This window comes from Paraliobacillus quinghaiensis, from assembly GCF_003426025.1.
GTDB classification, from domain to species: domain Bacteria; phylum Bacillota; class Bacilli; order Bacillales; family Amphibacillaceae; genus Paraliobacillus_A; species Paraliobacillus_A quinghaiensis.
Map to the genome: position 1 here is coordinate 131,851 of NZ_QJSH01000002.1, position 26,654 is coordinate 158,504.

At 34.3% G+C, this 26,654-nt stretch carries 37 protein-coding genes; 30 read left to right on the top strand and 7 right to left on the bottom strand.

What is annotated here, in order from left to right:
• Window positions 1-22 precede the first annotated feature (22 nt).
• The 18 genes from D2K40_RS02585 to D2K40_RS02670 all read left to right on the top strand — a co-directional run bounded on the left by D2K40_RS02585 (window position 23) and on the right by D2K40_RS02670 (window position 11,613).
• Window positions 23-499: a Na+/H+ antiporter subunit E gene (locus D2K40_RS02585; protein WP_117152697.1), complete on the top strand. Its 477-nt coding sequence runs from the start codon at window positions 23-25 to the stop codon at window positions 497-499.
• A complete protein-coding gene (locus D2K40_RS02590; RefSeq protein WP_117152699.1) occupies window positions 499-780 on the top strand; it encodes a Na(+)/H(+) antiporter subunit F1 in 282 nt (93 codons plus the stop codon). Before D2K40_RS02585 ends, D2K40_RS02590 begins: the two co-directional genes overlap by 1 nt.
• Window positions 761-1,105 carry a monovalent cation/H(+) antiporter subunit G gene (mnhG, locus tag D2K40_RS02595; protein ID WP_308422887.1) on the top strand — a complete coding sequence of 115 codons (345 nt, stop codon included), beginning with the start codon at window positions 761-763 and terminating at the stop codon, window positions 1,103-1,105. The genes D2K40_RS02590 and mnhG overlap by 20 nt, the downstream gene beginning before the upstream one ends.
• 284 nt (window positions 1,106-1,389) lie before the next feature.
• Complete coding sequence (locus D2K40_RS02600) at window positions 1,390-1,575, top strand: hypothetical protein (protein ID WP_117152703.1); 186 nt, start codon at window positions 1,390-1,392, stop codon at window positions 1,573-1,575.
• Complete coding sequence (locus D2K40_RS02605; protein WP_229666599.1) at window positions 1,575-3,974, top strand: EAL domain-containing protein; 2,400 nt, start codon at window positions 1,575-1,577, stop codon at window positions 3,972-3,974. The genes D2K40_RS02600 and D2K40_RS02605 overlap by 1 nt, the downstream gene beginning before the upstream one ends.
• Before the next feature lie 68 nt (window positions 3,975-4,042).
• Window positions 4,043-4,252, top strand: coding sequence for an SHOCT domain-containing protein (locus D2K40_RS02610; RefSeq protein ID WP_117152707.1), 210 nt, complete (start codon window positions 4,043-4,045; stop codon window positions 4,250-4,252).
• 443 nt (window positions 4,253-4,695) lie between these two features.
• Window positions 4,696-5,640: a sensor histidine kinase gene (locus D2K40_RS02615; protein ID WP_444543973.1), complete on the top strand. Its 945-nt coding sequence runs from the start codon at window positions 4,696-4,698 to the stop codon at window positions 5,638-5,640.
• 15 nt (window positions 5,641-5,655) lie between these two features.
• Window positions 5,656-6,336, top strand: a complete 681-nt coding sequence (locus tag D2K40_RS02620; RefSeq protein ID WP_117152711.1) for a response regulator transcription factor — start codon at window positions 5,656-5,658, stop codon at window positions 6,334-6,336.
• 129 nt (window positions 6,337-6,465) lie between these two features.
• Window positions 6,466-6,702, top strand: coding sequence for an SHOCT domain-containing protein (locus D2K40_RS02625; RefSeq protein ID WP_117152713.1), 237 nt, complete (start codon window positions 6,466-6,468; stop codon window positions 6,700-6,702).
• Between the two features lie 212 nt (window positions 6,703-6,914).
• On the top strand, window positions 6,915-7,277 hold the full coding sequence (locus D2K40_RS02630) for a rhodanese-like domain-containing protein (RefSeq protein WP_117152715.1): 363 nt from the start codon (window positions 6,915-6,917) through the stop codon (window positions 7,275-7,277).
• Window positions 7,278-7,310: 33 nt separating this feature from the next.
• The gene (locus D2K40_RS02635; RefSeq protein WP_117152717.1) at window positions 7,311-7,538 is read left to right on the top strand and encodes a glutaredoxin family protein; all 228 of its coding nucleotides are present in this window, start codon (window positions 7,311-7,313) and stop codon (window positions 7,536-7,538) included.
• Window positions 7,539-7,681: 143 nt separating this feature from the next.
• The gene (locus D2K40_RS02640) at window positions 7,682-8,809 is read left to right on the top strand and encodes an MBL fold metallo-hydrolase (protein ID WP_117152719.1); all 1,128 of its coding nucleotides are present in this window, start codon (window positions 7,682-7,684) and stop codon (window positions 8,807-8,809) included.
• Window positions 8,810-8,863: 54 nt separating this feature from the next.
• Window positions 8,864-9,628 (top strand): sulfite exporter TauE/SafE family protein, encoded by a 765-nt coding sequence (locus D2K40_RS02645; protein WP_117153107.1) that lies wholly within the window; start codon window positions 8,864-8,866, stop codon window positions 9,626-9,628.
• Window positions 9,629-9,745: 117 nt separating this feature from the next.
• Window positions 9,746-10,006, top strand: a complete 261-nt coding sequence (locus D2K40_RS02650; RefSeq protein WP_117152721.1) for a metal-sensitive transcriptional regulator — start codon at window positions 9,746-9,748, stop codon at window positions 10,004-10,006.
• Between the two features lie 91 nt (window positions 10,007-10,097).
• Window positions 10,098-10,577 carry a DsrE/DsrF/DrsH-like family protein gene (locus D2K40_RS02655; protein ID WP_117152723.1) on the top strand — a complete coding sequence of 160 codons (480 nt, stop codon included), beginning with the start codon at window positions 10,098-10,100 and terminating at the stop codon, window positions 10,575-10,577.
• Between the two features lie 24 nt (window positions 10,578-10,601).
• Window positions 10,602-10,898, top strand: a complete 297-nt coding sequence (locus D2K40_RS02660; RefSeq protein ID WP_117152725.1) for a rhodanese-like domain-containing protein — start codon at window positions 10,602-10,604, stop codon at window positions 10,896-10,898.
• A 54-nt stretch (window positions 10,899-10,952) separates the two neighbouring features.
• On the top strand, window positions 10,953-11,183 hold the full coding sequence (locus tag D2K40_RS02665; protein ID WP_117152727.1) for a sulfurtransferase TusA family protein: 231 nt from the start codon (window positions 10,953-10,955) through the stop codon (window positions 11,181-11,183).
• 46 nt (window positions 11,184-11,229) lie between these two features.
• On the top strand, window positions 11,230-11,613 hold the full coding sequence (locus tag D2K40_RS02670) for a DUF302 domain-containing protein (RefSeq protein WP_117152729.1): 384 nt from the start codon (window positions 11,230-11,232) through the stop codon (window positions 11,611-11,613).
• 29 nt (window positions 11,614-11,642) lie between these two features.
• Here D2K40_RS02670 and D2K40_RS02675 read toward each other — a convergent pair whose 3' ends face one another.
• The gene (locus tag D2K40_RS02675; RefSeq protein WP_117152731.1) at window positions 11,643-12,356 is read right to left on the bottom strand and encodes a DUF3231 family protein; all 714 of its coding nucleotides are present in this window, start codon (window positions 12,354-12,356) and stop codon (window positions 11,643-11,645) included.
• Between the two features lie 69 nt (window positions 12,357-12,425).
• Between D2K40_RS02675 and D2K40_RS02680 the strand changes: the two genes are divergently transcribed.
• Complete coding sequence (locus tag D2K40_RS02680) at window positions 12,426-13,043, top strand: class I SAM-dependent methyltransferase (RefSeq protein WP_117152733.1); 618 nt, start codon at window positions 12,426-12,428, stop codon at window positions 13,041-13,043.
• Between the two features lie 46 nt (window positions 13,044-13,089).
• Here the strand turns inward: D2K40_RS02680 and D2K40_RS16325 are convergent, their stop codons facing one another.
• The gene (locus D2K40_RS16325; protein WP_162879120.1) at window positions 13,090-13,233 is read right to left on the bottom strand and encodes a hypothetical protein; all 144 of its coding nucleotides are present in this window, start codon (window positions 13,231-13,233) and stop codon (window positions 13,090-13,092) included.
• A gap of 157 nt (window positions 13,234-13,390) precedes the next feature.
• On the opposite strand from D2K40_RS16325, the gene D2K40_RS02685 reads away from it, so the two are divergent.
• The 5 genes from D2K40_RS02685 to D2K40_RS02705 all read left to right on the top strand — a co-directional run bounded on the left by D2K40_RS02685 (window position 13,391) and on the right by D2K40_RS02705 (window position 16,649).
• The gene (locus D2K40_RS02685; protein WP_117152735.1) at window positions 13,391-13,966 is read left to right on the top strand and encodes a class I SAM-dependent methyltransferase; all 576 of its coding nucleotides are present in this window, start codon (window positions 13,391-13,393) and stop codon (window positions 13,964-13,966) included.
• 32 nt (window positions 13,967-13,998) lie between these two features.
• On the top strand, window positions 13,999-14,652 hold the full coding sequence (locus tag D2K40_RS02690; protein WP_117152737.1) for a hypothetical protein: 654 nt from the start codon (window positions 13,999-14,001) through the stop codon (window positions 14,650-14,652).
• A gap of 48 nt (window positions 14,653-14,700) precedes the next feature.
• Window positions 14,701-15,444 (top strand): cytochrome c biogenesis CcdA family protein, encoded by a 744-nt coding sequence (locus D2K40_RS02695; protein WP_117152739.1) that lies wholly within the window; start codon window positions 14,701-14,703, stop codon window positions 15,442-15,444.
• A gap of 26 nt (window positions 15,445-15,470) precedes the next feature.
• Window positions 15,471-16,058: a redoxin domain-containing protein gene (locus D2K40_RS02700; protein ID WP_308422888.1), complete on the top strand. Its 588-nt coding sequence runs from the start codon at window positions 15,471-15,473 to the stop codon at window positions 16,056-16,058.
• Window positions 16,059-16,196: 138 nt separating this feature from the next.
• Window positions 16,197-16,649, top strand: a complete 453-nt coding sequence (locus D2K40_RS02705) for a Dps family protein (RefSeq protein WP_117152743.1) — start codon at window positions 16,197-16,199, stop codon at window positions 16,647-16,649.
• Between the two features lie 310 nt (window positions 16,650-16,959).
• Here the strand turns inward: D2K40_RS02705 and D2K40_RS02710 are convergent, their stop codons facing one another.
• Complete coding sequence (locus tag D2K40_RS02710) at window positions 16,960-17,070, bottom strand: YjcZ family sporulation protein (protein WP_117152745.1); 111 nt, start codon at window positions 17,068-17,070, stop codon at window positions 16,960-16,962.
• 92 nt (window positions 17,071-17,162) lie between these two features.
• A complete protein-coding gene (locus tag D2K40_RS02715; protein WP_117152746.1) occupies window positions 17,163-17,951 on the bottom strand; it encodes an HAD family hydrolase in 789 nt (262 codons plus the stop codon).
• A 181-nt stretch (window positions 17,952-18,132) separates the two neighbouring features.
• Here D2K40_RS02715 and D2K40_RS02720 point away from each other — a divergent pair, with 181 nt between their 5' ends.
• Window positions 18,133-19,044, top strand: a complete 912-nt coding sequence (locus D2K40_RS02720; protein WP_117152748.1) for an AEC family transporter — start codon at window positions 18,133-18,135, stop codon at window positions 19,042-19,044.
• Between the two features lie 63 nt (window positions 19,045-19,107).
• Here D2K40_RS02720 and D2K40_RS02725 read toward each other — a convergent pair whose 3' ends face one another.
• Window positions 19,108-19,959: a Cof-type HAD-IIB family hydrolase gene (locus D2K40_RS02725; RefSeq protein WP_117152750.1), complete on the bottom strand. Its 852-nt coding sequence runs from the start codon at window positions 19,957-19,959 to the stop codon at window positions 19,108-19,110.
• Between the two features lie 220 nt (window positions 19,960-20,179).
• Here D2K40_RS02725 and D2K40_RS02730 point away from each other — a divergent pair, with 220 nt between their 5' ends.
• From D2K40_RS02730 to D2K40_RS02740, 3 genes are all read left to right on the top strand, one after another.
• Entirely contained in the window at window positions 20,180-20,926 is a 747-nt protein-coding gene (locus D2K40_RS02730) for a hypothetical protein (RefSeq protein WP_117152752.1), read from the top strand.
• A 61-nt stretch (window positions 20,927-20,987) separates the two neighbouring features.
• A complete protein-coding gene (locus D2K40_RS02735; protein ID WP_117152754.1) occupies window positions 20,988-21,968 on the top strand; it encodes a DUF4003 family protein in 981 nt (326 codons plus the stop codon).
• 34 nt (window positions 21,969-22,002) lie between these two features.
• Entirely contained in the window at window positions 22,003-22,800 is a 798-nt protein-coding gene (locus D2K40_RS02740; RefSeq protein WP_117152756.1) for an alpha/beta hydrolase, read from the top strand.
• Window positions 22,801-22,934: 134 nt separating this feature from the next.
• Here the strand turns inward: D2K40_RS02740 and D2K40_RS02745 are convergent, their stop codons facing one another.
• Window positions 22,935-23,135, bottom strand: coding sequence for a cold-shock protein (locus tag D2K40_RS02745; protein WP_017471671.1), 201 nt, complete (start codon window positions 23,133-23,135; stop codon window positions 22,935-22,937).
• Between the two features lie 299 nt (window positions 23,136-23,434).
• Between D2K40_RS02745 and rlmN the strand changes: the two genes are divergently transcribed.
• Window positions 23,435-24,499: a dual-specificity RNA methyltransferase RlmN gene (rlmN, locus tag D2K40_RS02750; RefSeq protein WP_117152758.1), complete on the top strand. Its 1,065-nt coding sequence runs from the start codon at window positions 23,435-23,437 to the stop codon at window positions 24,497-24,499.
• Window positions 24,500-24,718: 219 nt separating this feature from the next.
• On the top strand, window positions 24,719-25,138 hold the full coding sequence (locus tag D2K40_RS02755) for a DUF4395 domain-containing protein (RefSeq protein WP_117152760.1): 420 nt from the start codon (window positions 24,719-24,721) through the stop codon (window positions 25,136-25,138).
• 25 nt (window positions 25,139-25,163) lie between these two features.
• Here the strand turns inward: D2K40_RS02755 and D2K40_RS02760 are convergent, their stop codons facing one another.
• Window positions 25,164-26,468 carry a lysine N(6)-hydroxylase/L-ornithine N(5)-oxygenase family protein gene (locus D2K40_RS02760; protein ID WP_117152762.1) on the bottom strand — a complete coding sequence of 435 codons (1,305 nt, stop codon included), beginning with the start codon at window positions 26,466-26,468 and terminating at the stop codon, window positions 25,164-25,166.
• Between the last annotated feature and the right edge of the window lie 186 nt (window positions 26,469-26,654).

Consider the following 26,654-nt stretch of genomic DNA (forward strand, 5'->3'; position numbering starts at 1 on the left):
TTCTAATTAAAGGGGTAGTGCTATGGCTTTACAAATCTTATTAAATCTTAGTTTGGCAGTAATCTGGATGTTACTATCTAGTCAGTTTACTTTTTCATCCTTTCTTATCGGGTATGTACTAGGTATATTACTGTTATATGTGTTCCGAAAGATCTTAAAATTTGATATTTATTTTTCGAAAATTATTGCTTTTGTTAGATTGGTACTTGTTTTTATTAAAGAAATGATTATCGCAAACTTGAATGTTGCAAAAATTGTTCTTTCTCCAAAAATGAAAGCTAAACCTGGAATTATTGCATATCCAACAGAGCTAAAGTCTGGATTCGAAGTAACTCTTTTAGCTAGTTTAATAACATTAACTCCTGGTACACTTGTGATGTCATTTTCAGATAATCAAAAGACACTTTACGTCCACACATTAGACATTGATAGTAAAGAGGAAGTTATTGCTGGGATTAAATCAAGCTTTGAAAAGGGAATTTTGGAGGTGACAGATTAATGTTAGAAACAGTTGCTTGGATTGTATTAATGATGTTATCTGTTGCTATTGTCCTTTGTTTCATTCGAATGATTAAAGGTCCATCCATGTTTGATCGGATTGTTGCTTTAGATCTTCTTGGGATAACCATGATTGGTTTTGTAGGTATGATAATGATTATTCAAAATACGTTGGTATATGTGGAAGTTGTCTTAGTATTAGGTATTCTTGCCTTTGTTGGAACAATAGCCTTGTCGAAGTATATGGAAGGAGGCGTTGTCATTGACAGAGATAGTGATTAGCTTTTTTGTGTTAGTTGGTGCATTATTTATGTTGTTAGGGGCGGTAGCTATTATTCGCTTACCTGATACATATACACGAATCAATGCAGCTACTAAAGCCTCCACATTAGGTGTTATTGGGATAATGATTGGACTGTTCCTATTTTTCATTTATATTCATGGTAGTGTAAGTGGTAAAATATTATTAACAATTATATTTGTTTTTATTACTGCACCTATTTCTGGCTTTATGATGGCAAGGTCAGCTTATCATGCTGGAATTCCAATCTGGAAACAAAGTGTTCGAGATGATTTGAAGAAAGCTATGATTGAAAAAGAAAAGTAAAATATTATTAAAAACTGCTAAGAAGGTTTATCCCCTTTTTAGCAGTTTTTTGTTTGAACAAGTTCCGTAAACATTGTTTTTCTTCAATATTTTGGGATTGATGAAAATGCGTATAACAAAATCTGTCATTCGCTGAAATCTTATAATTTAAGGAAATCATTAAAAATACTAGCGGAATTAAAGAAACTTTAGTAATCTAAAAGTAACTTATTTTTCGACATTAATTGCATTATCTTACGATATATGTGTGACTAGAGAGTGTCTAACAAGGAGTGGCTTACTAGATGAGATCTGCTTTGAGAATCAGTGCTATTTATTTAATTACAGGTTTACTTTGGATCATTTTTTCAGATAACTTGATACAATCGATTCCTCAAGAACGTGGTGGTTTATTCCAATTGCAAACATATAAAGGATTTATTTATGTTGGTGCTACAGCGATTTTACCGGCTATAAAAGAGAAGAAGTAATTGGACAAAACCCACGTTTCTTACATGGTACAGATTTAAAAGCAGCAATAAAAGAAAAAATTAGACAAGCCTTAATCAGTAAACAACCGATACAAGTTGAAGTTAAGAATTTTCGTAAAGATGGTAGCTCATTCTGGAATGAGTTGAAAATTTCACCGATTTATAATAAGCAAAATAAATTACATTACTACACAGGTATTCAAACTGATATTACAGCAAAAAAGAATCAAACACTATTAATTGAAAATCAGTTGGCATTTGTTCGTAATATGCTAGTAACTGGAAATCCTACAGTTAACTTCGTTGAATTTCCCAAGTTGATCGAAGGACATTTAGGGATGGCATGTACAGTTCTCCGTTATGATTATAAACAAGAAACATATCAATTATTCACCTCTAATTCTGTACCTGATCTATTTAAAGAATCGATTAACTGTCATTCTTTTGGGAAATTAGATTCCAATCCGTATGATGTATTTACTAAGGAAACATTACTAATTGACGATATTTACAATGACAATCGTTTTAAACCATTCTGGAAAATAGCTAAAGCTTGTGGATATAAAGCCCTTTGGTCGACTCCGATGCATTCGAATGATGGAGAAATATTAGGGATTTTTACAGTGTATACTGCTAATAAAAAGAATATGAATCAGGTGAATTTGCACGCTTTAGATAGCTATTCATCTATTTTGGGAATGGCATTACAAAATGTGCAATATAATGACAAACTTGAAAAAAGCGAAAGAAGATATCGCCTAATTGAAGGAAATTCAACTGACTTGGTTTGTTTACTTGATGAGAAATTACAAGTTGAGTATATATCTCCAGCATATACACAAATAGTGGGAGAGGAGTTTTCTTTATCTGGTATAAAACAGGTGTTTTCAGAGGAATCTTTCAGCAAGGTAATTGCATTTATTGACCTCTTAAAACTAAATAAACAACACGATACTATTGAAATAAAAATAAAAGATACAGATGACAGTTGGCATTGGTTAGAAGTAAAAGGAAGTCAACTCCATGATGAGGAAGAACAGCAAATAAAGATTTTACTTGTAGCCCGTGATATCACTGAACGTAAAGATTTTGAGGATACTTTAAATCGTTTAATACATTATGACGCATTAACAAATTTACCGAATCAATATTATTTTAAACAAACACTATCGCAAATAATTGAACAAGACCAACCATTTGCATTACTACTGTTAGATTTTGATCAAATGAAGGTAATTCGTAGTTTATATGGTGAAGAGACAGCAGATTTTGTGTTAAGTCAGTTACCAGATAAGGTCAATAACACTTTACCAACAAAAATGATCGCTCGAACTGGAGAGAGTCAATTCTCGATATTGATAGAACAAAATCAGGATAGTGAGACAATAGGTATACAGGTTAATAAACTATTACAGGTATTAGAGCAACCATGGCACTATAATAACCAGGAATTTGTAGCAACTGTTAGTATGGGGGTAGCTTTATTCAAAGAACAAACTGCAGATACACTGCGTATACAAGCAGATTTAGCCCTACAAACAGCTCAGAAAACAGGTAAACATCGTTATCATATTTATATTGATGAAATGCATAAAGGTATAAGGGCATCAATTGCGATTCAAAATGATTTGTATCATGCTTTAGATCGAAATCAGTTTAAGATGATGTATCAACCACAAGTGAATTTAGAAGAAATGTCGGTCGATGGAGTAGAGGCTTTAATTCGCTGGGAACATCCTACATTAGGAATGGTTTCCCCTGATGAATTTATCAAGATTGCTGAAGGCACGGGATGGATTGTTCCGATTAGTGAATGGATCATTCGTCAAGTTTGTCTTGATACGTTGAAATGGCATAAACAGGGTATTAAGCGTACTGCATCAATCAATATCTCCTACCGTCAAATGGAATCAGATGGATTTATAGATAATGTAAAAGCGATCCTAGAAGAGACAGCGTGTCCAGCAGAGCTTTTAACTTTTGAGATTACAGAGAGTATGTTGATGAGAGATTTATCATTATCTATGCAGATTTTACTTGAACTGAAGGCTTTAGGTATTCGGATATCTGTCGATGACTTTGGTGTCGGTTATTCATCTTTATCTTATTTAAAAAAATTTCCAATTGATTGTTTGAAAATTGATCGAGCTTTTGTTACAAATATTCATGAAGATTCGAATGATTTTGCCATTGTTCAGGCAATAATGGAAATGACGCGCGTGCTTGGATTAACGGTAATTGCAGAAGGTACAGAGTCGAAGGAACATGTTCGTATTCTACACAAATTAGGATGCTACCATTTTCAAGGGTTTTGGTTTAGTAAACCAGTTGATTATACTAATTTACAATCAAGTATTGATAAGATTTATCAAGAAAAGTTGCATGTATTTTCAAAATAATATTTATGCACAAAATCTCGATAATTTCACGTTATGCTTAATGTATGTAAGATGAGGAGGGATCCTTGATGATGCATCAAACAATGTTTGCGCCGATGATTTGGTTTTTTATTCTATGGTCAGTTTTAATCTTAATCGGTGCTATTCTAGTAATGAATTATTTGACTGGAGGCAGAGAGAATCCTTCAGTTCAGATTCTAAAAGAACGCTTGGCTAAGGGTGAAATTACCGAAGAAGAATATAACAGACTAAAGAAGATACTAAAACAAGATAAGTAAGATGGAAGAGGTTTTTTATGTTAGATAGATTATCATTTCGAATAGGCTCACTTTTTTTTATCTTATTAATTGCCGTTTTATCCTTTTTCTATCTGCTTTTGTATTCTAATTTGGTTAATGATCGTGTTGGAGAAGTGTTTGAGAGTGTTTTAGATCGAGGGAATGCTCATAGTGCTGTATTGGGAGATTATTTCAATCCGACTACATTAGAACACGTTGCATTAATGGAAGAATCGGCGAATTACTCCGTTGTCATCACCGATAGAGAACAACAAATAATAGAACAATCAAACCAGGTTTCCCAAAAGATGCGAGAGGTTATCTCTAGGGAAGTTAGTAATAAGCAAAATGGATCGACCGTGTTTGATGATTGGGCCAATTCTACCTTTATTGCGACAGTTAGTCCAATTGTTCATAACGATAAGCTACTTGGTTATGTTTATATGTTTGCTGATACGAATTATATCCAAGGGCTTGTTCAAAACCTACAGAAGCAGTTTCTAGTAATTGGCGGCATTTCTTTACTCATTACGTTAGTTATTGTTCTACTTTTATCTCGGTTAATCACGCTACCAGTCCGACAGATGAAAGATGCAACAACACAGTTGCGAGAAGGCAAAGAACATGTTCCCTTGCAAGTTTATCGGAGAGATGAATTAGGAGAGCTGGCTAAAGCTATCTCAGGTTTATCAACGGATTTAACACGATTAAAAAAGGAACGTAACGACTTTTTATCAAGTATTTCTCATGAATTACGTACACCTTTAACTTATGTAAAAGGGTATGCTGAAATTGCACAACGCTCAACGATTAGTGAAACAGAGCGTGCAGCTTATCTTGATATTATTCGGCAAGAAGTGGAAGCACTGACACGAATGATTCAACAATTGTTTGATTTAGCAAAGCTAGATAGTAACCAATTTGAAATCAGTCGCCGCGAAGTATTGTTATGTGATGTGATTAAGCAAGTAGTTGATCGGGTTACACCAGCTTTTGAAGCAAATGGACATAAGCTACAGATTAACTGTCCTGGAGGAATTGAAGTTTTTATTGATCCTGATCGGTTCAACCAGGTAATGTGGAATGTTTTAGATAATGCACGGAAATATCTATCAGATCAAGGGACAGTAAAAGTGGAAGTTATTGAAAATGTAGAAGAAGTCTGTATTAACGTGCAGGATAATGGCATTGGTATAGAAAAAGAAGCACTTAAGCATCTTTTTACTCGATTTTATCGTGTTGAAAAGTCTCGTTCGAGAAAAACAGGTGGAACTGGATTAGGCTTAGCAATCGTAAAGGAAATTATTGATGCACATCAGGGGACTATTTCGATAGAAAGTGAACTAGGAGAGGGAACCTTCGTATCGATTAAGTTACCTAAATATTGATGTTGGAGGATGACAATGGCACATGTTTTAATAATTGACGATGAACAAAGAATGTTAGATATGATTTCTCTTTTTATAGAACCATATGGTTTTGATCATGATCAAGCAATCAATGCCAAAGCAGCAAGAACATTCTTAGAAAAAAACAAATATGATATTATTTTATTGGATATTATGATGCCAGAAACAGATGGGTTTGAACTTTGTCAAGAAATCCGGGAAACATTAGACATTCCTATTATTATGTTAACAGCACGCGATCAAAAAGAGGATGTTGTCAAAGGTTTAAAGTTAGGTGCAGATGACTATATAACGAAACCTTTTGATGGACAAGAGTTAATCGCAAGAATGGAAGCACTATTAAGGCGCGTTCCATCTCAACAAATGACTGAGGTGGAAGGGTTAGTCTGGGATGAGAATAAGTATACGCTTACCTATCGTGGACAACATATAAAAGTAACACCAAAGGAATTTATGATGATTGGTCATCTTATGCAGCATCCTGGAAGAGTTTATGCAAGAGAACAATTAATTGAGTTGTTATGGGGATTTGATTCCAATACGGAAGGACGAACAATTGACTCACATGTTCGAAATATACGTGATAAAATTCGGCAAACTGGATTTCCAATCGATGATTATTTTCATACTGTCTGGGGAATAGGCTATAAATGGGTAAATAAATCTAAGGAATAAAAGTAAATACTTTAATTTTATCGATACTTTCTCAACATTTTGTCTTTAATATAGAGGATAAGAGTTGTATAAACTTGAAATGTATAATACCTCATAGAGTATGGAGAGAAAAAAGAAGGAGGAGTTACTATGATGCAAGAAGCAATGTATGGTTATGGATCAGGTATGTTAATGTTTGGATTGTTTGGTTTTTTAATTTTTATTGGTTTAATTGTTTTGGTTATTTGGGTGCTTAAAGCAGGTTCAAATACTGGAACAAATTCAAACCGAAAAGATCAGCCGCTAGAGACACTAAAGCAGCGGTTAGCCCGAGGCGAAATATCGGAAGAAGAATATGACCGTCTGAAGAATAAAGTAAATGAATAAAAAGTAGTGTTGCCAGTAACCTTTGGTGCTGGCAACAAAAATTTTAAATTAGGGGTTGATTTCATACCTATAGGGGTATATAATTGGGTTAACAGTTTGCTGACACAATTTTGTCGAATTTAGAAAAATTGTTGAAAAGTTGACAAACTTTTTTATTTTGTTATTATTATACCTGTAGGGGTATTAATGATTATTAAAAAGGAGAGAAAAACTTGGAATACACATTATATATTGCAGTTATTTTCCTAACCTACATCATGATTAAACGTATGGTGCCGACAAAAGGTGTACAGACAATTTCTACTGCCAAACTAAAAAATGAACTGAAAGATAAAAAGAAGCAGTTTATTGATGTTCGTACACCAAATGAATTCAAAGGGAACAAGATTAAAGAGTTTAAAAATGTTCCATTGCATCAGCTGAAGCAAAAAGCAGAAAAAGAGATCAACAAAGAGAAAGAAGTTGTTGTGATCTGTCAAAGCGGCATGCGAAGTCAACAAGCATGTAAGCAATTAAAGAAATTAGGCTACGATCAAGTGACAAATGTAAAAGGTGGCATGAATGCTTGGCGCTAGATTAAATCAAAAAAATTTTAGGAGGAATTATATATGAGTAATGTAAATGTATATACAACAAATACATGTCCGTATTGTGTGATGTTGAAAAATTATTTGCAAGATCAAGATATTCCATTTAACGAAATTAATGTGGAGAAACAACCAGAAATGATGAGAAAAGTTGTTGAAGCCACAGGACAAATGGGTGTACCACAATCCGAAGTAAACGGAAAGTGGATAATCGGCTTTGATCCAGAAAGCATCAAAGCGGCGTTATAAACAAAAAAGCTCTATTAAAAAAACTTTTAAATAAAGACGTTATAGTTAATGTGTGATTTTAACTGGGCGTCTAATTTCTTGGGTACTTTACAAACAAAAAGGTGTAAAAAGTATAAAAACAAAACAACAGGAGGTCATTTAGAATGGCAATGCAAGAGATGACAACAAAGCAAGTAACAAAAAAGGTGATCAATAAAGAGGAACTATTTATTTTGGATGTGCGCAACCAAGAAGAATATGCTGATTGGAAAATTGAAGGAGAAAACTTCACATACCTAAATGTACCTTATTTTGATTTAATTGATGGAGTAGAAGGTATTTTAGATCAGCTTCCAAAAGACAAAGATATTTTAGTTGTCTGTGCAAAAGAAGGTTCATCTGTCATGGTAGCTGAAATGTTAGCTGAGGCTGGATTAAACGTTTCCTATCTAAAAGGTGGAATGAAAGCATGGAGTGAACATTTAGAGCCAATTAAAGTATCCGATCTAAAAGACGGAGGCGAATTATATCAATTTGTTCGTATTGGTAAAGGTTGCCTATCTTATATGGTAATTTCAGCTGGTGAAGCAGCAATAATTGATGCAGTTCGTATGACAGATGTGTTTACTGATTTTGCGAATGAAAAAGGTGTTAAGATCACTAATGTATTGGATACACACTTGCACGCTGATCACATTTCGGGTGGACGTAATATCGCGATAAATACAGGTGCAACTTACTGGCTACCACCTAAAGACGCAGAAGAAGTTACTTTTGATTACCAAGAACTAGTTGACGGTGAAATAATTACAGTTGGCTCAACAAAGATTGATATTCAAGCACTATACACACCAGGTCACACAATTGGTTCAACGTCATTTATCATTGATGAGAAATTCTTATTAACAGGAGATATTTTATTTATTGATTCAATTGGACGTCCTGACTTAGCTGGTAAAGCGGAAGATTGGGTTGGAGATCTACGTAACAGCCTGTATGAGCGTTACCAAAAACTATCTGATGATCTAGTTGTTTTGCCTGCACACTTCATGATTATTGATGAATTAAATGATGATGGAACAGTAGCAGAAACATTAGGTAATTTGTTTGCTACAAATCACGGCTTGAATATTGAAGATGAAGCGACTTTCAGAAAAATGGTGACAGAGAACCTACCACCACAACCAAATGCATACGAAAAAATTCGTGAAACAAATATGGGTAAAATCACACCAGATAATGAGAAACAACGTGAAATGGAAATTGGTCCTAACCGTTGTGCTGTTAGATAATTCACAGTCAAATAGGATTAGGAGGTTTTATAAGTGGAGTTAAGTATTGAGTTTATGATTGTGATTTTCCTTATCGGATTCATCGGTTCCTATATCTCGGGAATGCTTGGAATAGGTGGATCGATTATTAAATATCCGATGCTTTTATATATCCCATCACTATTTGGACTGGCAGCTTTCTCAGCACATGAGGTATCTGGAATAAGTGCTGTTCAAGTATTATTTGCGACAATTGGTGGTGTTTGGGCCTACCGAAAAGGTGGATTCCTAAACAAACAATTGATTCTTTATATGGGGAGTAGCATTTTAGTTGGGAGTTTTATTGGCGGATTCGGATCTAGGTTAATGACAGGCGATGCGATTAATTTTGTCTACGGTGTCCTAGCTTTAATTGCTGCAGCAATGATGTTTATTCCGAAAAAAGGAATAGATGATGTTGCTTTTGATCAAGTGCGTTTTAACAAACCTTTAGCATCTGTACTCGCTTTAATTGTTGGAATCGGGGCAGGTATTGTAGGAGCTGCGGGAGCATTTTTATTAGTGCCGATCATGCTTGTCGTTTTAAAAATCCCAACACGTATGACCATTGCATCATCTTTGGCAATAACATTTATTTCTTCGATTGGGTCTACTGTCGGGAAAGTGACGACAGGGCAAGTAGAATATTTACCAGCAGCGATTATGATTGTTGCGAGTCTGATTGCATCTCCACTTGGTGCTAATGCTGGGAAAAAAGTAAATGCAACAGTTCTACAAGTGATCTTAGCTGTATTGATTGTAGGAACTGCAATAAAAATTTGGCTTGATATTTTAGCTTAGTTTTATTAAGGAATATAATTTGCAGCTGTTTTAAACGGCTTGGTTGACTTTTATACCGATCAGGGTATATAATGTACGTTAGTAAATGAGTAATTCAAGAAAGGGGCAGGATCGTTCATGCAATATGATACTAAAATTAAGAACAGAGTAAAGCGAATTGAAGGTCAAGTACGTGGTTTATTAAAAATGATGGATGAAGAAAAAGAGTGTCGTGACCTTGTAACACAAATGTCAGCAGTACGTAGTGCAATGGACCGAACTGCAGCACTTATTGTAAGTACAAATTTACAAAAATGTATTATTGAAGAAAAAGGTAACGACGAAAGCTCAGAAGAATTGATTCAAGAAGCAGTAGACTTACTTGTTAAAAGTAGATAAATTAAATCAGGTATGTATTTTTTTAAACTATTACAATACCTTTACGTGTATATGTATTAATAAATAAATAGATTTTTGGGAGGATAACACTATGACAGAGAAAAAGAAGACAACGATCGTGTTGTTTAGTGGGGACTATGATAAAGCGATGGCAGCTTATATCATTGCAAACGGCGCAGCAGCATACGATCATGAGGTAACAATTTTCCATACTTTTTGGGGCTTAAATGCACTTAGAAAAGATAATCAAGTCGCTGTGAAAAAAGGGTTTCTTGAAAAGATGTTTGGCAAAATGATGCCTAGAGGCGCTGACAAAATGGGCTTATCTAAAATGAATTATATGGGAATGGGTCCTAAAATGATTAAATCAGTAATGAAAAAGCACAATGCGATGCCTTTACCACAATTAGTGGAGATGGCACAAGAACAAGATGTTAAGCTGATTGCTTGCACAATGACAATGGATCTACTAGGATTACAAAAAGAAGAGTTGTTAGATGATTTAGAATATGGTGGCGTTGCAGCATACATTGGCGATGCGCAAGATGGAAATGTCAACTTATTTATATAATTATTAAATGGAGGGTATTCTAACATGAAAGAAATTACTGCAGAAGAGCTAGCAAACAAGCTGGCAGCTAATGAGGATGTTAACATTATTGATGTTCGCGAAGATTTTGAAGTAGAAGAGGGAAAGATTCCACAAGCGAAGCATATCGCACTTGGAGAAGTTGAAGCCCGTTTAAGCGAATTAGATAAAGATAAACATTACTACATGGTTTGCCGCTCAGGTGGTAGAAGTGGTAATGCATGTCAATTCTTAACACAAAAAGGTTTTGATGTGACAAACATGGTTGGTGGCATGATTGCTTGGCCAGGAGAAGTTAAGTAAGTAATAAAAGTAAATGTTTAAAAAGATAAATTACACAACAGGAGGAATTTTATAATGGAAGCAACAAAAGTATTAGATGCAAAAGGATTGGCTTGTCCAATGCCTATCGTAAAAACAAAAAAAGCAATGGCAGAGTTAAACGCTGGAGAAGTTTTAGAAGTACATGCAACAGATCAAGGTGCTAAAAGTGACTTAACAGCTTGGGCTAAAGCTGGTGGTCATGAATTAGTAAAAGATACTGATGAAGGTGACGTACTCAAGTTCTGGCTTAAAAAAGGTGAATAATTTCTAACAAGTTAGTCGACTATAACCGTAAAGGAGTAGATGTTTTATGTTTCATTATACGGTAGAATCAAACAAGACGATGCAAGAAGCAGTACAGGCTTTAGAGGAAAATTTAAAAGATCAAAAGTTCGGTATCCTTTGGCAATTTGATATAAAAGAAACATTAAATAATAAAGGTATTGATTTTGAGCAGCCATATCTTGTCTTAGAAGTATGTAATCCAAAAGAAGCGGCGAATCTTTTAACTAAAAATCAATTGGTAGGTTATTTCTTACCATGTAAGATTGTATTGTATCAAGATGAGGGCAAAACAAAAATTGGTATGCCAAAACCGACATCATTAATTGATTTAGTGGACGAAGAAGAGTTAGTAGCACTAGCACAAGATATAGAGAACAAATTAATAAATGCAATTGAAAAAAGTAAATAAGGTAAAAGAAAAGGGGCTAACAATATTTGTTAGCCCTTTTTATCTGCTTTTTTGTGTGCTAGTTGGTCTCTATCAGGTGCTTGTGGAGCTTGTTCCATCCAGCCGTTTTGAATCATTATATTGGCACCATCTTCTGCATAAGCACCAACCTCTGTTATAAGCCTTATGTAAGTTACTGCTAAATCATGTCTTTGGGTTGTGCCAAGGTTCCGCCCATAGTTTCCTATGCCTATTCCATTTAATGATAAGATATTAAACATCATTATTTTATCTGAAAAAGTAGGGGAGGTTGATGCTGTTGGTAATGTATCCCATGAACTTGCTGAAGGAAGTAGTTCATCACCTAATGTGGAACCAAATATTTCAACGTGTTTATCAGCAATATCTCTCCCTCTAATCATATAATCACGGACTTTTTCTAATTTTGCAACTTGACTGAACCCAGTACACAATGTTCGTCCCAACTGGTTACGTATCATATTATAGTAGATACCGGTTATTTCGACCACATTCATTGGTCTGCGATTCCCAATACCTAGTTTAGAAAAATTTTGAATAAATACGATATAGAAATCATCTGTAAATAGACGCGGGTTTTCATTACTCACATCATTTTCAACTGAAAATCCATTAGGAACCGGGATTTTTTCTTCATTGAAGAAAGCTGTTAGCTTCTCGATAAAATAGAGTTTACATTGTATAAATATTGGCCTATTAATAGTGGATGCTTTAATTTCTCTCATTTGTCCATTATACTGTTGTATATATGTATTTTAATGAAGTAAACAAACTTGATCAAAAGCGGTGAAAATATGTTAGAAGACACAGGGGAACGTGTTATTCCTGAAAATATGAAAATAACAAATGAATTATTAATTGAACATGTGGCGCGTTATCATTTTGCACTTCCATTCATCAAGGGTCGTGTATTGGATTTTGCGAGTGGTTCAGGGTTTGGTACACACATTATTGCAAAAAAGAAAAAGAAGGAAATTACTGAAATAATAGGTGTTGATATTGATGATTCTACGTTAGAATACGCGAAACACCATTACTATCATCCAAAATCATCATTTTATCAAGCGGATGTAACAGACACGACGCTTCCAGAACAATTTGGTCAATTTGATACGATCGTTAGTTTTGAAACAATTGAACATGTAGAAGCAGAGGAACAGTTCTTATCTAATATTTATAATTTACTAAAGCCTGGTGGAAAATTAGTATTGTCAACGCCATTTGGAAAGGGTAGGGACGTACCATGTGGCTCACCGTTTCATGTTCATCAGTTAACGCCTGCTGAATTTGCAAGTCTTTTTTCTGACTATTCATCTGTAACGCATTATGTGCAAAAGGGCGCGTTAATTGAACCAAGAGACCATGCCACACTTGAGTATCATCCGCTTGGGATTGTTGTTTGTGAGAAATAATGGATAAAAAGAAGCATGACACAAGGCGTGTCATGCTTTTATTCTTTTATTTAAACAGCTTCTTAAATGCCTTTCCTGTAGCTTTTCCTGCTACTCGTCGACCAACGCGCTTACCTACCTTACCTTTTTTGACCGCATCAATGTCATTCCACACGCGAAGCATTTTATAAATAGATGACTTTAAACTCATATCTATACCCCCTTTTGCGAAGATATCTCACCTATTTTAACAAATATTAACACTGAGAAAAATAGGATAAAGTGAACTAATTGACTTTATACGTACTAGGGTATAAAGTTGTAATCACATAAAAGTTTTTAATAAACAACCTAAAGGAGAACTAAAAATGGCACATCATGATAAACGTTTTGATCCTGCAAAAGCTACAAAATTAATGGCAGCTGAAAGATACGATAAGTTACAACCTGAGAAGTTAATTGATTCTCTTGAAATTGGTGAAACTAATAGTGTTGCTGATTTGGGTGCTGGGTCTGGTTTTTTTACCATACCAATGGCAGAACGGACGAAAGATACTGTTTATGCGATTGATATTGCACCCCAAATGTTAGAATTCTTAAAAGATAATGCATTAAGAAATAATACAACTAATATTGCATATATAGAAAGTAACTTAGACAAGATCCCACTTGAAGATGCATCAGTGGATCGTGTAATGGCAGCTTTTGTGATGCACGAAGTAGATGATTTGGAGCAAACGCTGCTTGAAATCAAGCGCATCCTAAAACCGAATGGTAAGCTGGGAATTGTTGAGTTTGAAGCAATTGAGTCAGAGTCTGGACCACCACTAGCTATTCGAATTAGTAGGGATAAATTAGCTGACTTATTAAATCGTAATTTTGGCGACATTAATATAGAAGCGATTAATCAAATTAACTATCTAGCAGTTGCATCTAAGAAGTAAATGTTAAATTGCGTTAAAAGGGAGGTTATTTAATGCCGGCAGCTTTTATGTTAGGCCCAATAGTAATGAAAAGTTCTTTAATTTTTACTGTAATCAGTTTTATTATAGGTTTTTTTGTATTTTGGTTTAATGGTCCGTATACCAAAGAAAAAACAAAACGCTATCTTGACCATGTCAGTAATTATTTAATAATTTTTGTCGTGGCACTTTGGATTAGTAAAATAGCACTTCATTTTTCTATCTTTCTTAAAGACCCTATTGCGGTGTTAGCTTTTCCAAGTAACTCTACGGCGTTTTATATAGCGATTATTTTATTAAGTGGATATGGTTGGTATCAAATAAAAAAAGCTTTGTTTGAAGTTAAACCTTTTCTGCTAACATTGATTTTTGTCTTAATTGTGGCTTCCTTTAGCTTTATATTTAGTCAATTGGTCTTTTTTACAAGTCCCTTTTCTGTTTTGCAACTCGGTTTATATTTTGTATTGGTGCTACTTATGTTGCTGGTACAAGGAAAAGTTAATGATGGTTTATTGATAGGTATAAGCCTGGTAATATGGGGAGTAGGTCATGGCTTATTAGGATTATTTAACCAACAAGTTATATTTCAGTTTTCGGTGGATAGTTGGTTCTTCATAATGATAGGGCTAATTGGGGTTCTTCTTTTGGTTCGAAGCAAAAAGGTATGAAATAGTAGTTGAAATCATACTTTTTAACGTGATAAGGAGGTATTTTTTATGCAACAAGCTGCAGATTTAACAATATGGCTTGCTTTTGGTGCAGGTATGTTATCTTTCTTATCTCCTTGTACATTACCTCTTTTTCCAGCCTACCTGTCTTACATAACGGGAATGAGTGTTAAAGAACTGCAAGGACATAAAGAAAAGAATGTACAAGCACGTCTATTATTTCATGCGATATTTTTCTTATTGGGTGTATCGATGATCTTTTTAAGTTTAGGAATCGGTGTATCAATGTTTGGTCAATGGATGCAAGGTCTATTATCAGGTGAGTCTGGCATTTTCATTCAGCGTATTGCGGGTATTTTTATTATCATCATGGGGTTATTTGTTGGTGGTTGGTTTACATTTAAGCCATTATTGAAAGAAACGCGCTTACGTTTTAAGCAGAAACCGTCTGGATTAATTGGTAGCTTCTTTATTGGAATTGGATTTGCAGCAGGTTGGACTCCTTGTATTGGACCAATTTTTGCTTCCATTTTGGTTATTGCTGGTAGTAATCCAACACAGGGTGCTGTCTATACTGTTTTTTATATTATAGGGTTTGCTTTACCATTTCTCGTTCTAACTTTTTTCTTAGGATACGCTAAATGGCTTGTGCGTTATACAAAAAAAATTACCCAAGTAGGTGGAGCGATCATGATTTTGTTTGGTGTATTGCTCTTTACGGGACAATTAGCAAGAATATCGAATTTTTTATTACGAGTCGTTCAAGACTCATGGTTAGCTAACTTGGGATAGGAGGGGTTTATATCAAAAAGACAATCTTGGTTCTGATCTTAGTAGGAATGTTCGGTTGGGCTGTTTATGATTTAACGGATAATGAAGAAACAGATAGGTCAGACTTTGAAACGATCAATGAATCAGAAGTGGAAACAGGTCAAAGGGAAAATGAGAGTGAAGTGAGTGAACAAGAGCAGGATAAAGGAAATATAGGTATACAAGTTGGTAATGAAGCACCAAATTTTAGTTTGGAGACCTTATCGGGTGAGAAGGTTCAACTAGCGGATTATCGTGGAGAGCGCGTTATGCTCAATTTTTGGGCAACATGGTGTCCACCTTGTCGCGCAGAGATGCCTGATATGCAAAAATTCCATGAGCAAACGGATATAAAAATTTTAGCTGTTAATTTAACAGAATCAGAAGCGGCAAGGCAAGATGTTCATGATTTTGTGGAGGAGTATGGGTTAACTTTTCCTATACTAATGGATGAAAACACGAACGTAGCAACAGAATATGCAATTCGACCGATTCCAACTACGTATATGATTGATTCAAATGGAATTATTCAGCAAAAGTCTTTTGGACCAATGAATTATGAACAAATGGTTCAAGCATTGAATGTGATGGAATAAGTTAAAATCCTTTGTCTATTATAAAACCTTTTTGGCTAAAATAAGTAATGTAAAGTGAAGCAATGAAGTGGACACCTTACAATCATTATATTATAATAATTATAAAGTAATAATTAAAACAATAAGGTGGTATTACAAATGACAAATGAAAATCAAGCATTACAACAACAACTAAATCAATTAGTAGCAACACATGGTGTATTTTTTACAAAATTACATCAACACCATTGGTATGTAAAAGGGCACAACTTTTTTGTTTTACATGAAAAGTTTGAGGAATTATATAATGAAGTAAATGAAAAGTTTGATGAATTTGCAGAACGTCTGTTAACAATCGGTGGAAGTCCGTATTCTACTTTAAAAGAGTTTTTAGAAAATGCAACAATTGATGAAAAGCCATATAGTAAGGAAGTATCTGCTGAAGAAATGGTTAAATCAGTGATTAACGATTATAAAATTATTCAGAAAGAATTAGCTAAAGGGATACAGCTTGCAGGTGAAGCTGGCGATGATATTAGTGAAGACTTGATGATTGGTTATAAAACAAGTGTAGATAAAACATTATGGATGCTGACCGCTTACGTAAGATAATAATACGAGCCTCTTACTATTATGGGTAAGGGGCTCTTTTGTTTGCCATTATACCTTTAGTAGGTGAGAACATTGTATATAGAACTTTGGGGAAGTCATGAACAAATCTCACCTACAATCAAAGTGTAACAGACTATTGTTATAGAAGAAACCATTCCAAACAAAATCAATCTTTGTAACGGTTTGTTGGCAGCCTTAAGATAGGGCGCTAGCACTTGCATGTAAATAATTTCGCCAGATTAATGTATATAATAAAATAGTGGTAAAAGGGTTAATTCAACCCCTTACCACTATTTTGTTGCATTACTTTTTAATAAAAAGAAGCGCCGACAATAATTAACAAGATAAATAAAACTACAATTAAGGCAAAGCCTCCGCCATAGCCGGCTTGAGGATAGCCACATCCACCATAGTGACCCATTTTTTTCACCACCTTATTGTCTTGACTACTATACAATATGTAAATCGATGATTGTGTTGTAGGCTGATGACTATAAAGTGTTTATTTGGGCTTTAATCAATTAATCCTATTTTTTTCAAGCCATTATAGATTCCGTTATCTTCAACTGTTGTGGTTTGATGCTTTGCATAAGCGAATAAATCCTGATGCGCATTTCCCATTGCAAAACTTTCTCCTACATATTCAAGCATTTGTTTATCGTTCATACCATCTCCAAAAGCAATTGCGTTAGAAGGTTCAAATCCTAACTCATCTAATGCTATTTTAATTGCTCTACCTTTATTAACATTTTCCCGAATAACATCATAATTGTGTGTAAAGTCGGCAACGTTTACTTGGGAAAAGAAAATAGGCTCATTGGTTTCATATAACGGTATTTCAGGTTCTGTTAAATTCATGATTGTGATGCCCAGAATATTTTCCGCTTGATCTGTTGTGAATAGATGATTTTGTTTTAAATCAAAATTTGCAATAAATTGTTTTACATACGATTTATCTAGAGAAGTAAATAGGTTTTTATCACTTGTGTAAAGTACCATTTCATGATCATGTTGTTCACAAACTTTAAGGTAATATTCTACTGTTTCTTTTTTCATTGCTTCATTTAAAATTTCTCGATCTTGGTAAATGGCAAACGCTCCATTGTAACCAATGAAAGAATGGATATCTAATTCTTCTGCAATATGACTTACTTCATGTAATGGTCTACCTGTAGCTAGAAAAATTTCCAATCCTTTAGCCTTAACTTGTCGAATAGCTTCTCTCGTTGAATTCTCAATTGTATGATCTGGTTTTAAAATGGTTCCGTCGATATCTAAAAAAAGTGCTTTGTATTCAGTCATAGCTGTCTCCTGTCTGTTTGTTAAAGTATAGTAGGAGTGTATCATAATTTTGTATTAGTGAGAATATATTCACCAATTTTTAAGTGAATATACAGAGAGAGTTAGCCATTATATCGGCTTACGGGTTGCATTGTTATGATATAGTAATCTTATAACCATTTTTACATAAGGAGTATTCATCTTGGACGGATTTAATCAGCAATTTATATTTTCTATAATAATTATCGGTTTAGGGTATTTAGTCAAACGAACAAACATATTAAAAGAACGTGATGGAGAAGCGCTTGCACGCATTATTTTTAACCTTACATTACCCTCACTTATTATTGTGACTTTTCATGATCTAACGATTGAGCCTACGTTATTGGTTCTTGTCATTGCTGCAATTGTAGCAGGGATTTTTCTTTCCTTTATAGGTATTCTATTATTTAAAAAAGAACAAAAAAGTACTAGAGGAATGCTGATCATGATGATACCTGGTTATAATGTTGGTCTATTCGCCTATCCGCTTGTTGAAGGTATATGGGGAACAGAAGGGATTAAATATTTTGGTTTGTTTGATGTTGGTAATGCTTTTATCGTATTTGGTTTAAGTTATTTACTGGGTAGTTATTATACTAGTGAAGAAACAAAAGTGAGTATGAGAGATATTAGTCTTAAATTAGTTAAGTCGATTCCATTAATGACTTATATGATTGTTTTCTTACTCAATGTCTTACATATTCCATTACCTTCGTTATTTATAGACACAGCTTCGATCATATCAAGCGCGAATATGCCGTTATCGTTATTGTTATTAGGTGTGTATTTAAACTTTACTTTTCATAAAGAATATTTACGTGTCGTTAGCAACTTCTTAATGGCCCGATATGGTATTGGTTTGCTTCTAGGAATACTATTATTTATTTTGTTACCTTTTGAACCAATGATACGTTACACATTATTAATCGGTTTAATTTTACCTATACCTGTTTCAGCACTGCCATATGCAGTTGAATTCGGTTATGATAAGAGGTTTGTAGGTACAGTCTCCAATATGACGATCTTACTAAGTTTTGTTTTAATCTGGGTAATTATTAACGTGACATTTTAAAATGAAAATGCCGTTTCTTTTGATAAAGAACGGCATTTTTTCTTGTTTATTTATTTTTAAAGATTATAAAATCGCTTCAATTGCTTTTGCAACGCCATGTTCGTTATTTGTGACGGTATGGTAATCGCATGTTGCTTTAATTCCTTCTTCAGCATTTCCCATTGCCACACCACGACCAACGATTTTTAACATCGATAAATCATTATAATTATCTCCAAGGGCCATGGTATCTTTTAGAGCAATACCTTTTTCAGCTGCAAAAATGGAGAGTGCAATGCCTTTTTGTGCTTCTGGGTGGTTAAATTCAAGGTTGTCAAAACCCGACGAAGTAATTACTACATTGTCCGCGTCAGTGAATGGTGTTTTTACTTTTTCAAGGGTATCTGCTTCTAGACAGAAAGCAAGGGCTTTAAATACCTCAATATTTTCATCTGCAAGTAAACCTTCAAAATCATCTGTTATTTTAAATTCTTCTTCTTGAAACCTTAATGCTGCACGTTCTTCTACTTCTTCACGCGTAATATCAGGATTGGCAGAAAGCATGATGTTAAGTAAAACATCCATAAATTTTGCACGATCAGGAGAATAAATTCCTTGATTGGTATATAACTCAAAATATGTATTATTAACTTGACATTGGTGTAAAATCTTCTTACTAATCGATTTGGATAATGGGATATTACTTAGTCGCTCTCCATTCTCTGTATAAACATTTGCACCATTCAAACAAATAATAGGGCAGTTTAACCCAACTTGTTGTAATGGTTTGTTTGCAGCTGAATAAGAACGACCAGTTGCGACAACAACTTGAATACCAGCATCAATGGCTTTTTTTATTGCTGTGGCATTTTCAATACTTATTTCTCCGTTTTCGTTTAATAATGTTCCATCTAAATCTGTAGCGATAAGCTTCATTTGATCTGCTCCCTTAAGTATCTAATCACCTAACTCTAACTTAGGTAACATAAGATTTATTTCTAGTATTAGGATACACAAAAAAAATAGCCCCTGCAATGAATGAGTTTCTACTAAACAATCCAAAAAAAGCAAGAATCCTCCTATTATGTGACAAAATATGCTAAAGTTAATATGGAGAATTACTTCGTACAGTTTAAAAGTGGAAAGGGAGTTAGTGATGAATGGTTTTCGAATTATTCTAACAGGGTTATTATTAGTACTAATAATTGGCATCATGGTGCCTTTAGTATTAAGCAGTGAACCAGGCCAACAAGAAGCAAAGATTGATACATATGATATAAGTGATACAAGTGAATTAGTTAGTGGAGCGGTTAGAGATACAAGAAACAAACAATTAATCCAACTAAAAGATCAGGAACCAGAAGATCTTGAAGAGGAATTAGAGGAAGAAGAGGAACAGAACGATAATGAGATAGAGGACCAAAGTTCTTCTGTGGTAGTAAATGAGCAAACTAGCACTAGTAGTACTGTTGATGAACACGAAACTAGCAGTAATCAAGATTCAACTAAAACAACCGAAACTACAACAAATAAAAAAAATGAAGAAGATGAATCTCTTCAAACTAATAATAACAATGATTCTAGCGAAGAAGACGAAGGTTCAAAAACAGTTACTAATACAGAGTCTGAACAGGAGAAAGAAGACAAGGAAGAATCAAATGATGACTCGGAAACGGACAAAACCGAATCAGAACCCAAAACTGATTCTGAGACAGGTGTAGAATCAGACACAGAGCCAACTGAAGATTCTGAACCACTAACAGAACAAGAATCAGACGCAGATGGATCAGATACAAACTCAACCGAAGATCCTGCGGCCGAATCAGACTCAGAACCAGTAACAGATCCCGATTCAGAATCGGTCGAACAAGGCTCGGAATTGGATTCAGAAGATAATGTGTAAGAAATGAAACTTTCATCTAATAGAATCGTATATATAGCATAATTAAAGAAGGTGTGATGAGATGAAGGAGCTTGAGGAGAAAATCACGAAGTATCAAGGGATTTATCAAGTGTTGAAGAAAAAGCTGAAATGGAAAGTTAGTAACAACCAAATTAACATGATGGTTGCTGCAACTTATGTGGTGAACAATCACCCATTTGAGTTAAAGCAATTCATGCAAACTGCAGACTATATCAAGTCTAAAGTTGGTCTGTTCTCATCATTGAATTCGCAGCAACGTTTCACCATATCTGCAATGTTAGATGTACGGTTTACTGATCCCAAAGACAAATTTAATCAAGTACTTGAGTGTTATGACTTATTAAAGTCAAATGGATTTAAGAAAGGTCCATTTACGTACATTGCGGCCTTAGTTTTACTACAAGGTGATGAGGATGAGGATAAAGGGCAAAAAGCTGAAAAAGCATATAGGATGTATAAAAAAATGCGTAGCGATCATCCAATTTTAACGTCATCTGGCGATTATCCATTAGCTGTTTTGTTGGCAAATCGAGAAGGGGAAGTAGATTCAATCACTGCTCATGTGGAGTACTTTTACCAAACCTTGGATAAGAATGGTTTCTATAAGGGTAATAATCTGCAATTTTTAAGCCATATTCTTTCGTTAGATCCAAGTATTGAAAAGAATTTGTTAACAGAGCGTTGTTTTGAAATAACTAAAATATTTCAACAAAAAGGTGTTAAAACAAAAATAGGTGACTATCCGCAAATTGGTATGCTTGCTTTAATGGATGATGGTATAGAGGAGATCGATAAGATTCGTGATGTAATGGAACAATTAAATGAGATGAAAGAATTTAAATGGTATAAAGATCTAAACCGAATGATGGCTTTTAATTTTGTTGTTAGTGAAAAATTAGCCGATCATAGTATAGTTGAAACAGGAATGATGACAACAATGGAAACGATTATCCAAGCACAACAAGCTGCAATGATTGCGGCAACAGCTGGAGCAGTTGCTGCTAATAGTGCCAATAGCTAATAAATGTATATTAAACGAAAGGAATGAAGGAATAGTGGCAAGGATTACATGTGATTTTTTCTCAGAAGTACTTATGTTAAACACATCAATGACAGTGATTTTACCGGAGCAAACTTCTAATCAAATTGGCATGCAAAACAATAAACGTCAAGATCAAAAGCACCCCACATTGTACTTATTACACGGGCTTAGTGATGATCATACGATTTGGTCACGACGAACGTCTATTGAACGTTATGTTGCAGAATTAGGGATAGCTGTAGTGATGCCTGATGTTGATCACAGTTTTTATACGGATATGAAGTATGGCAAGAATTATTGGACGTTTATTACAGAAGAGCTACCTAAAGTGGCACGCTCGTTTTTTCCTTTATCAGATAAACGAGAAGATAATTTCGTAGCAGGTCTTTCAATGGGAGGGTATGGTGCCCTGAAATGGGCATTGAATAAACCTGATCAATTTGCTGCTGCTGCGACATTATCTGGAGCTTTGGATATCATGAGCCATGTAAAAAATAAACAAGATCCTAATGATCCTATAGTAAAAACATTGTATAATGTCTATGGTGAGCAGGATTTGACTAATACAATGCATGACGTGTTAAGTCTGGTTAAAAAAAATGATAGATCAGATGGACCTAAACCTAAAATTTATCAAGCATGCGGAACAGAAGATTTCTTATACGAAGAAAATGTAACATTTAAGAATATTTGTGATCATACGAACTTAGATGTTGTCACAATATTTGATAAAGGAACACACGAATGGGGCTATTGGGATCACCATATCCAACAAGTTCTGAACTGGCTTCCTTTATCATCTAGGACTTAATAGAGATTCATATGATCTTTGTAGCGTCTAGCCATTAGGAGGTTAGACGTTTTTTTGGTTAACGAATTAAATTAAATGACCAAACAAAAAAACGAACCAGATTAATCTGGTTCGTTTTTATCTAATAGCTGTTATTAGTTTTTTTCAACGTTAGCAGCTTGTGGTCCACGGTTACCTTCTTCGATATCGAATGTTACGCTTTGACCTTCTTCAAGTGTTTTAAAGCCTTCGCCTTGGATTGCTGAGAAGTGTACGAATACATCGTCTTGTCCTTCTACTTCGATAAATCCGAAACCTTTGTCTGCGTTAAACCATTTTACTGTACCTTGTGCCATATTACTTTTCCTCCTATGTGTGGATCGTCCACACAAATGTATTACTATTCTTGCTCATACAATCAAAACGAAAACTTTCACGTTGCTAGTTACTTGAAGTGTTTTGTCGAACAAAATAGCTAAGTTCATTATAACAAGTGATTTTAAAGAAAGCAATGTTTTAACAAAAAAAATAGTAATTTATTTAAAAGAATGCAAAGAAATTAATATTATTGCCTCTATGACTTGATACATGAGATAAATGTAGGTAGTATAGGTAAGTAAGTTTTTTAATGATTAAGCTTAAAAGAGGGGTAAACATGAGTAATAAACATTCCATTTACGGATTGACGAAAGAAAAGCTAACAGACTGGTTAGTGGAAAATGGTCAGAAAAAGTTCCGAGCAAAACAAGTTTGGGATTGGTTATATAAAAAACGTGTAACAACATTTGATGCAATGAAAAATCTTAACAAAGATTGTATTGCTTTATTAGAAGCAAATTTTTATATAGAAACATTAACGGAAGAAATAAAACAAGAATCAAAAGATGGCACAATCAAATTTTTATTTAAACTAGAGGATGGTAATTTAATCGAAACAGTATTAATGCGTTTTTCCTATGGTTTATCCGTTTGTGTGACAACCCAGGTTGGTTGTAATATTGGCTGCACGTTTTGTGCAAGTGGACTATTAACGAAAAACCGAGATCTTTCCGGTGGGGAAATTGTAGAACAAATCATGAAAGTCCAACACCATTTAGATGCACAAAAGAAAGACGAACGGGTTAGTCATATTGTTATAATGGGGATTGGGGAACCATTTGATAACTACAATAACACAATGGATTTCTTACGTGTTGTTAATGATCAAGAAGGTTTATCAATTGGTGCAAGACACATTACGTTGTCTACAAGTGGTTTAGCGCATAAAATTCGCGAATTTGCTGATGAGAATTTCCAAGTCAATCTGGCAGTTTCTTTGCATGCACCTAATGACGAGCTGCGAACAAGTATTATGAAAATTAACAAAGCATTTCCAATTGCGAAGTTGATGGATGCAGTTGATTATTATTTAGAAAAAACCAATCGACGAATTACGTTTGAATATATTTTATTAAAAGGTGTTAATGATCATAAGGAAGAAGCGTTACAATTAGCAAAACTCCTTAAGAATAAACGTCATTTATCTTATGTAAACTTAATTCCGTATAATCCAGTAGAAGAGCATAATCAGTATGACCGCAGTGAAAAAGATGCAATTGTAGGGTTTTATGAAACACTACTAAACGCAGGAATTAATTGCGGAGTGCGTGTTGAACAGGGCTCAGATATCGATGCTGCTTGTGGTCAATTGCGTAGTAAACAAATGAAAAAAGCACAATAATTAAATGTGAATGTTTGCCAAAAAAGCACTGCGAAAATGCAGTGCTTTTTGATTTGAACCATAAAACTAAGACCTGGTTGTTTTTCCTTGAGGGAATCAAAATTAAGTCATATCCTATAAGTATTCGGAAATAATAAACTTAAAAAGGTGTGAACAAACAAATAACTTTATTCCGATTAAACAAGTGTGTATAATAAGTTTTATAAGGAGATGCATTTAATGAATACTATTCCAAAACCATTAGTTCAACTAAATCAGACCTTTATCGTTTTAACGGTTGTGATTGGATTAATTTTTGCAAAATCATTATTATTGATCCCATTTATCATTGGCGTATATACAGTAATCACTAAAAAGAATCCTATTATCATATTAGGGAAACAGATTTTAAGAAAACCTCTGAATACCTACAAAGAAGAAGATAAAGCACAGCAAATCTTTAACCAATGGATTGCGACGATTTGCTTAGGTGTGGCGTTATTATTTTTTGCCTTAGGTATAGATATAATTGGATACATCTTTAGTGTCATGGTTGTCTTAGCGGCGGGTATAGCATTAATGGGGTACTGTATTGGATGTACAGTTCGCTATCGCTATATGATGTGGAAGTATAATCGTAGTAAAAAACAATCTGCATAAAAATAGATGTGCAAAATTCGCACATCTATTTTTTCGTAAATTGTGTGAATAGGGTATCTTGTTTGGCACGATAAATTTCTTGCCCTGCAATTTTGTTGATGATATGAACATTACGATCTACTGCCAGTGCAAGATTGGTAGCACCACTACCATGTGAATGTTCAAGGTTAGTTAGTGTGAAAAAATGATTGCTTCGATCCACTTCTTCATGAAAAACAAGGCGATAATCCCGTGTTACTTGATAACGTTTTTCATCTTCCCAAGCTATTCTTTTGCTAAATCGCTCCAAAAACCAGTCAGGAATATTAGGTTTGTAACCTGTTGCCAAAATAACTTTTTCACTAGTGAACGTGAATGTACTTCCTTCTTGCCATTGGTTGCAGACAAGTTGGTAATCAGTGTCCTTTCGTTCAATATTATTTAATTCTGTTAACGGTTGAATGGTTATCTCTAATTTATTGCCATCAACCGATTTGTGATATAACCATTCATAAATCTTATGTAATGTAATTGCATCAATACCTTTTCGTAGCTGTCCTAGTTTATCCAATGCTTCAATACGTTGGTCAAATGGTAAGTCATGAAAGTAATCAACATAATCTGGAGAAAAAACTTCTTGGCCAATTTTTGATGCATCTAATTGGAGAAGTCCAGTAGACCTTGTTAACCATGTAAGATGGTAATCATAATAATCTTGTTCCTTTAATAAGTCATAAAAAACTTCTGCAGCACTTTGCCCAGATCCAATAATCGTAATTGATTTCGCCTTTTGAGTTCTTTCTTTGTGGAATAGATATTGACTGGTATGATGGATATCTTCTAAAGGTAATCCGTTTGTTCCACTTGGTGTAGCAGGTTTGCTTCCAGTTCCCATTACAACATGCTTTGCTAGGTAGCTCTTGACTTCATCCTTATCCCAATGTTTCACTTTTACTTCAAAATGGTCTTGATGATCAATTACATCAACTACTTCAGATTTGAGATGACAACTTGAAAGTTGCTCGATTACCCATCGCGCATATGCGTCGTATTCTTTACGTGGTATTTCGAACCGATGAAAGAAATAAAATGGATAAAGACGATTTTGCGTGTGTAAATAATTCAAAAAAGAATAATGACTTTTTGGATTAGCAAGCGTCACAAGGTCGGCTAAAAAGGGGACTTGTAGATCTGTTCTTTCAATCAGCATACCTGGATGCCACTGAAAAGTAGCGTTTTGCTCGAAAAAAATAGCATCCAAAATGTCTTGCTCATCTATTAATGCCGCTAAACCTAAGTTATATGGACCAATACCGATGCCAATTAGATCATATATGTTTTTTTGTTTCATATTAAAAACCTGCCTTCATTTGTATGAAATTATATATACCCAAAAAGAAGAGAGAACAATCATTAGGGGAATCTTTTTTACTCTTAATTTAATATAGTATTTTATGCACACGTTTGCTTTATAGTCTATCATGAATTGTAAATTGAAAGAATTAGGTCTAGTTTTTTATGAAACTATTCAAACGTG

Excerpts from the sequence above, each read along its gene's own strand:
- D2K40_RS02585 (WP_117152697.1), top strand. The coding sequence starts at position 23 with ATGGCTTTACAAATCTTATTAAATCTTAGTTTGGCAGTAATCTGGATG.
- D2K40_RS02590 (WP_117152699.1), top strand. The coding sequence starts at position 499 with ATGTTAGAAACAGTTGCTTGGATTGTATTAATGATGTTATCTGTTGCT.
- D2K40_RS02600 (WP_117152703.1), top strand. The coding sequence starts at position 1,390 with ATGAGATCTGCTTTGAGAATCAGTGCTATTTATTTAATTACAGGTTTA.
- D2K40_RS02610 (WP_117152707.1), top strand. The coding sequence starts at position 4,043 with ATGATGCATCAAACAATGTTTGCGCCGATGATTTGGTTTTTTATTCTA.
- D2K40_RS02615 (WP_444543973.1), top strand. The coding sequence starts at position 4,696 with ATGTTTGCTGATACGAATTATATCCAAGGGCTTGTTCAAAACCTACAG.
- D2K40_RS02620 (WP_117152711.1), top strand. The coding sequence starts at position 5,656 with ATGGCACATGTTTTAATAATTGACGATGAACAAAGAATGTTAGATATG.
- D2K40_RS02625 (WP_117152713.1), top strand. The coding sequence starts at position 6,466 with ATGATGCAAGAAGCAATGTATGGTTATGGATCAGGTATGTTAATGTTT.
- D2K40_RS02635 (WP_117152717.1), top strand. The coding sequence starts at position 7,311 with ATGAGTAATGTAAATGTATATACAACAAATACATGTCCGTATTGTGTG.
- D2K40_RS02640 (WP_117152719.1), top strand. The coding sequence starts at position 7,682 with ATGGCAATGCAAGAGATGACAACAAAGCAAGTAACAAAAAAGGTGATC.
- D2K40_RS02645 (WP_117153107.1), top strand. The coding sequence starts at position 8,864 with ATGATTGTGATTTTCCTTATCGGATTCATCGGTTCCTATATCTCGGGA.
- D2K40_RS02650 (WP_117152721.1), top strand. The coding sequence starts at position 9,746 with ATGCAATATGATACTAAAATTAAGAACAGAGTAAAGCGAATTGAAGGT.
- D2K40_RS02655 (WP_117152723.1), top strand. The coding sequence starts at position 10,098 with ATGACAGAGAAAAAGAAGACAACGATCGTGTTGTTTAGTGGGGACTAT.
- D2K40_RS02660 (WP_117152725.1), top strand. The coding sequence starts at position 10,602 with ATGAAAGAAATTACTGCAGAAGAGCTAGCAAACAAGCTGGCAGCTAAT.
- D2K40_RS02665 (WP_117152727.1), top strand. The coding sequence starts at position 10,953 with ATGGAAGCAACAAAAGTATTAGATGCAAAAGGATTGGCTTGTCCAATG.
- D2K40_RS02670 (WP_117152729.1), top strand. The coding sequence starts at position 11,230 with ATGTTTCATTATACGGTAGAATCAAACAAGACGATGCAAGAAGCAGTA.
- D2K40_RS02675 (WP_117152731.1), bottom strand. The coding sequence starts at position 12,356 with ATGAGAGAAATTAAAGCATCCACTATTAATAGGCCAATATTTATACAA.
- D2K40_RS02680 (WP_117152733.1), top strand. The coding sequence starts at position 12,426 with ATGTTAGAAGACACAGGGGAACGTGTTATTCCTGAAAATATGAAAATA.
- D2K40_RS16325 (WP_162879120.1), bottom strand. The coding sequence starts at position 13,233 with ATGAGTTTAAAGTCATCTATTTATAAAATGCTTCGCGTGTGGAATGAC.
- D2K40_RS02685 (WP_117152735.1), top strand. The coding sequence starts at position 13,391 with ATGGCACATCATGATAAACGTTTTGATCCTGCAAAAGCTACAAAATTA.
- D2K40_RS02690 (WP_117152737.1), top strand. The coding sequence starts at position 13,999 with ATGCCGGCAGCTTTTATGTTAGGCCCAATAGTAATGAAAAGTTCTTTA.
- D2K40_RS02695 (WP_117152739.1), top strand. The coding sequence starts at position 14,701 with ATGCAACAAGCTGCAGATTTAACAATATGGCTTGCTTTTGGTGCAGGT.
- D2K40_RS02705 (WP_117152743.1), top strand. The coding sequence starts at position 16,197 with ATGACAAATGAAAATCAAGCATTACAACAACAACTAAATCAATTAGTA.
- D2K40_RS02710 (WP_117152745.1), bottom strand. The coding sequence starts at position 17,070 with ATGGGTCACTATGGTGGATGTGGCTATCCTCAAGCCGGCTATGGCGGA.
- D2K40_RS02715 (WP_117152746.1), bottom strand. The coding sequence starts at position 17,951 with ATGACTGAATACAAAGCACTTTTTTTAGATATCGACGGAACCATTTTA.
- D2K40_RS02725 (WP_117152750.1), bottom strand. The coding sequence starts at position 19,959 with ATGAAGCTTATCGCTACAGATTTAGATGGAACATTATTAAACGAAAAC.
- D2K40_RS02730 (WP_117152752.1), top strand. The coding sequence starts at position 20,180 with ATGAATGGTTTTCGAATTATTCTAACAGGGTTATTATTAGTACTAATA.
- D2K40_RS02735 (WP_117152754.1), top strand. The coding sequence starts at position 20,988 with ATGAAGGAGCTTGAGGAGAAAATCACGAAGTATCAAGGGATTTATCAA.
- D2K40_RS02745 (WP_017471671.1), bottom strand. The coding sequence starts at position 23,135 with ATGGCACAAGGTACAGTAAAATGGTTTAACGCAGACAAAGGTTTCGGA.
- rlmN (WP_117152758.1), top strand. The coding sequence starts at position 23,435 with ATGAGTAATAAACATTCCATTTACGGATTGACGAAAGAAAAGCTAACA.
- D2K40_RS02755 (WP_117152760.1), top strand. The coding sequence starts at position 24,719 with ATGAATACTATTCCAAAACCATTAGTTCAACTAAATCAGACCTTTATC.
- D2K40_RS02760 (WP_117152762.1), bottom strand. The coding sequence starts at position 26,468 with ATGAAACAAAAAAACATATATGATCTAATTGGCATCGGTATTGGTCCA.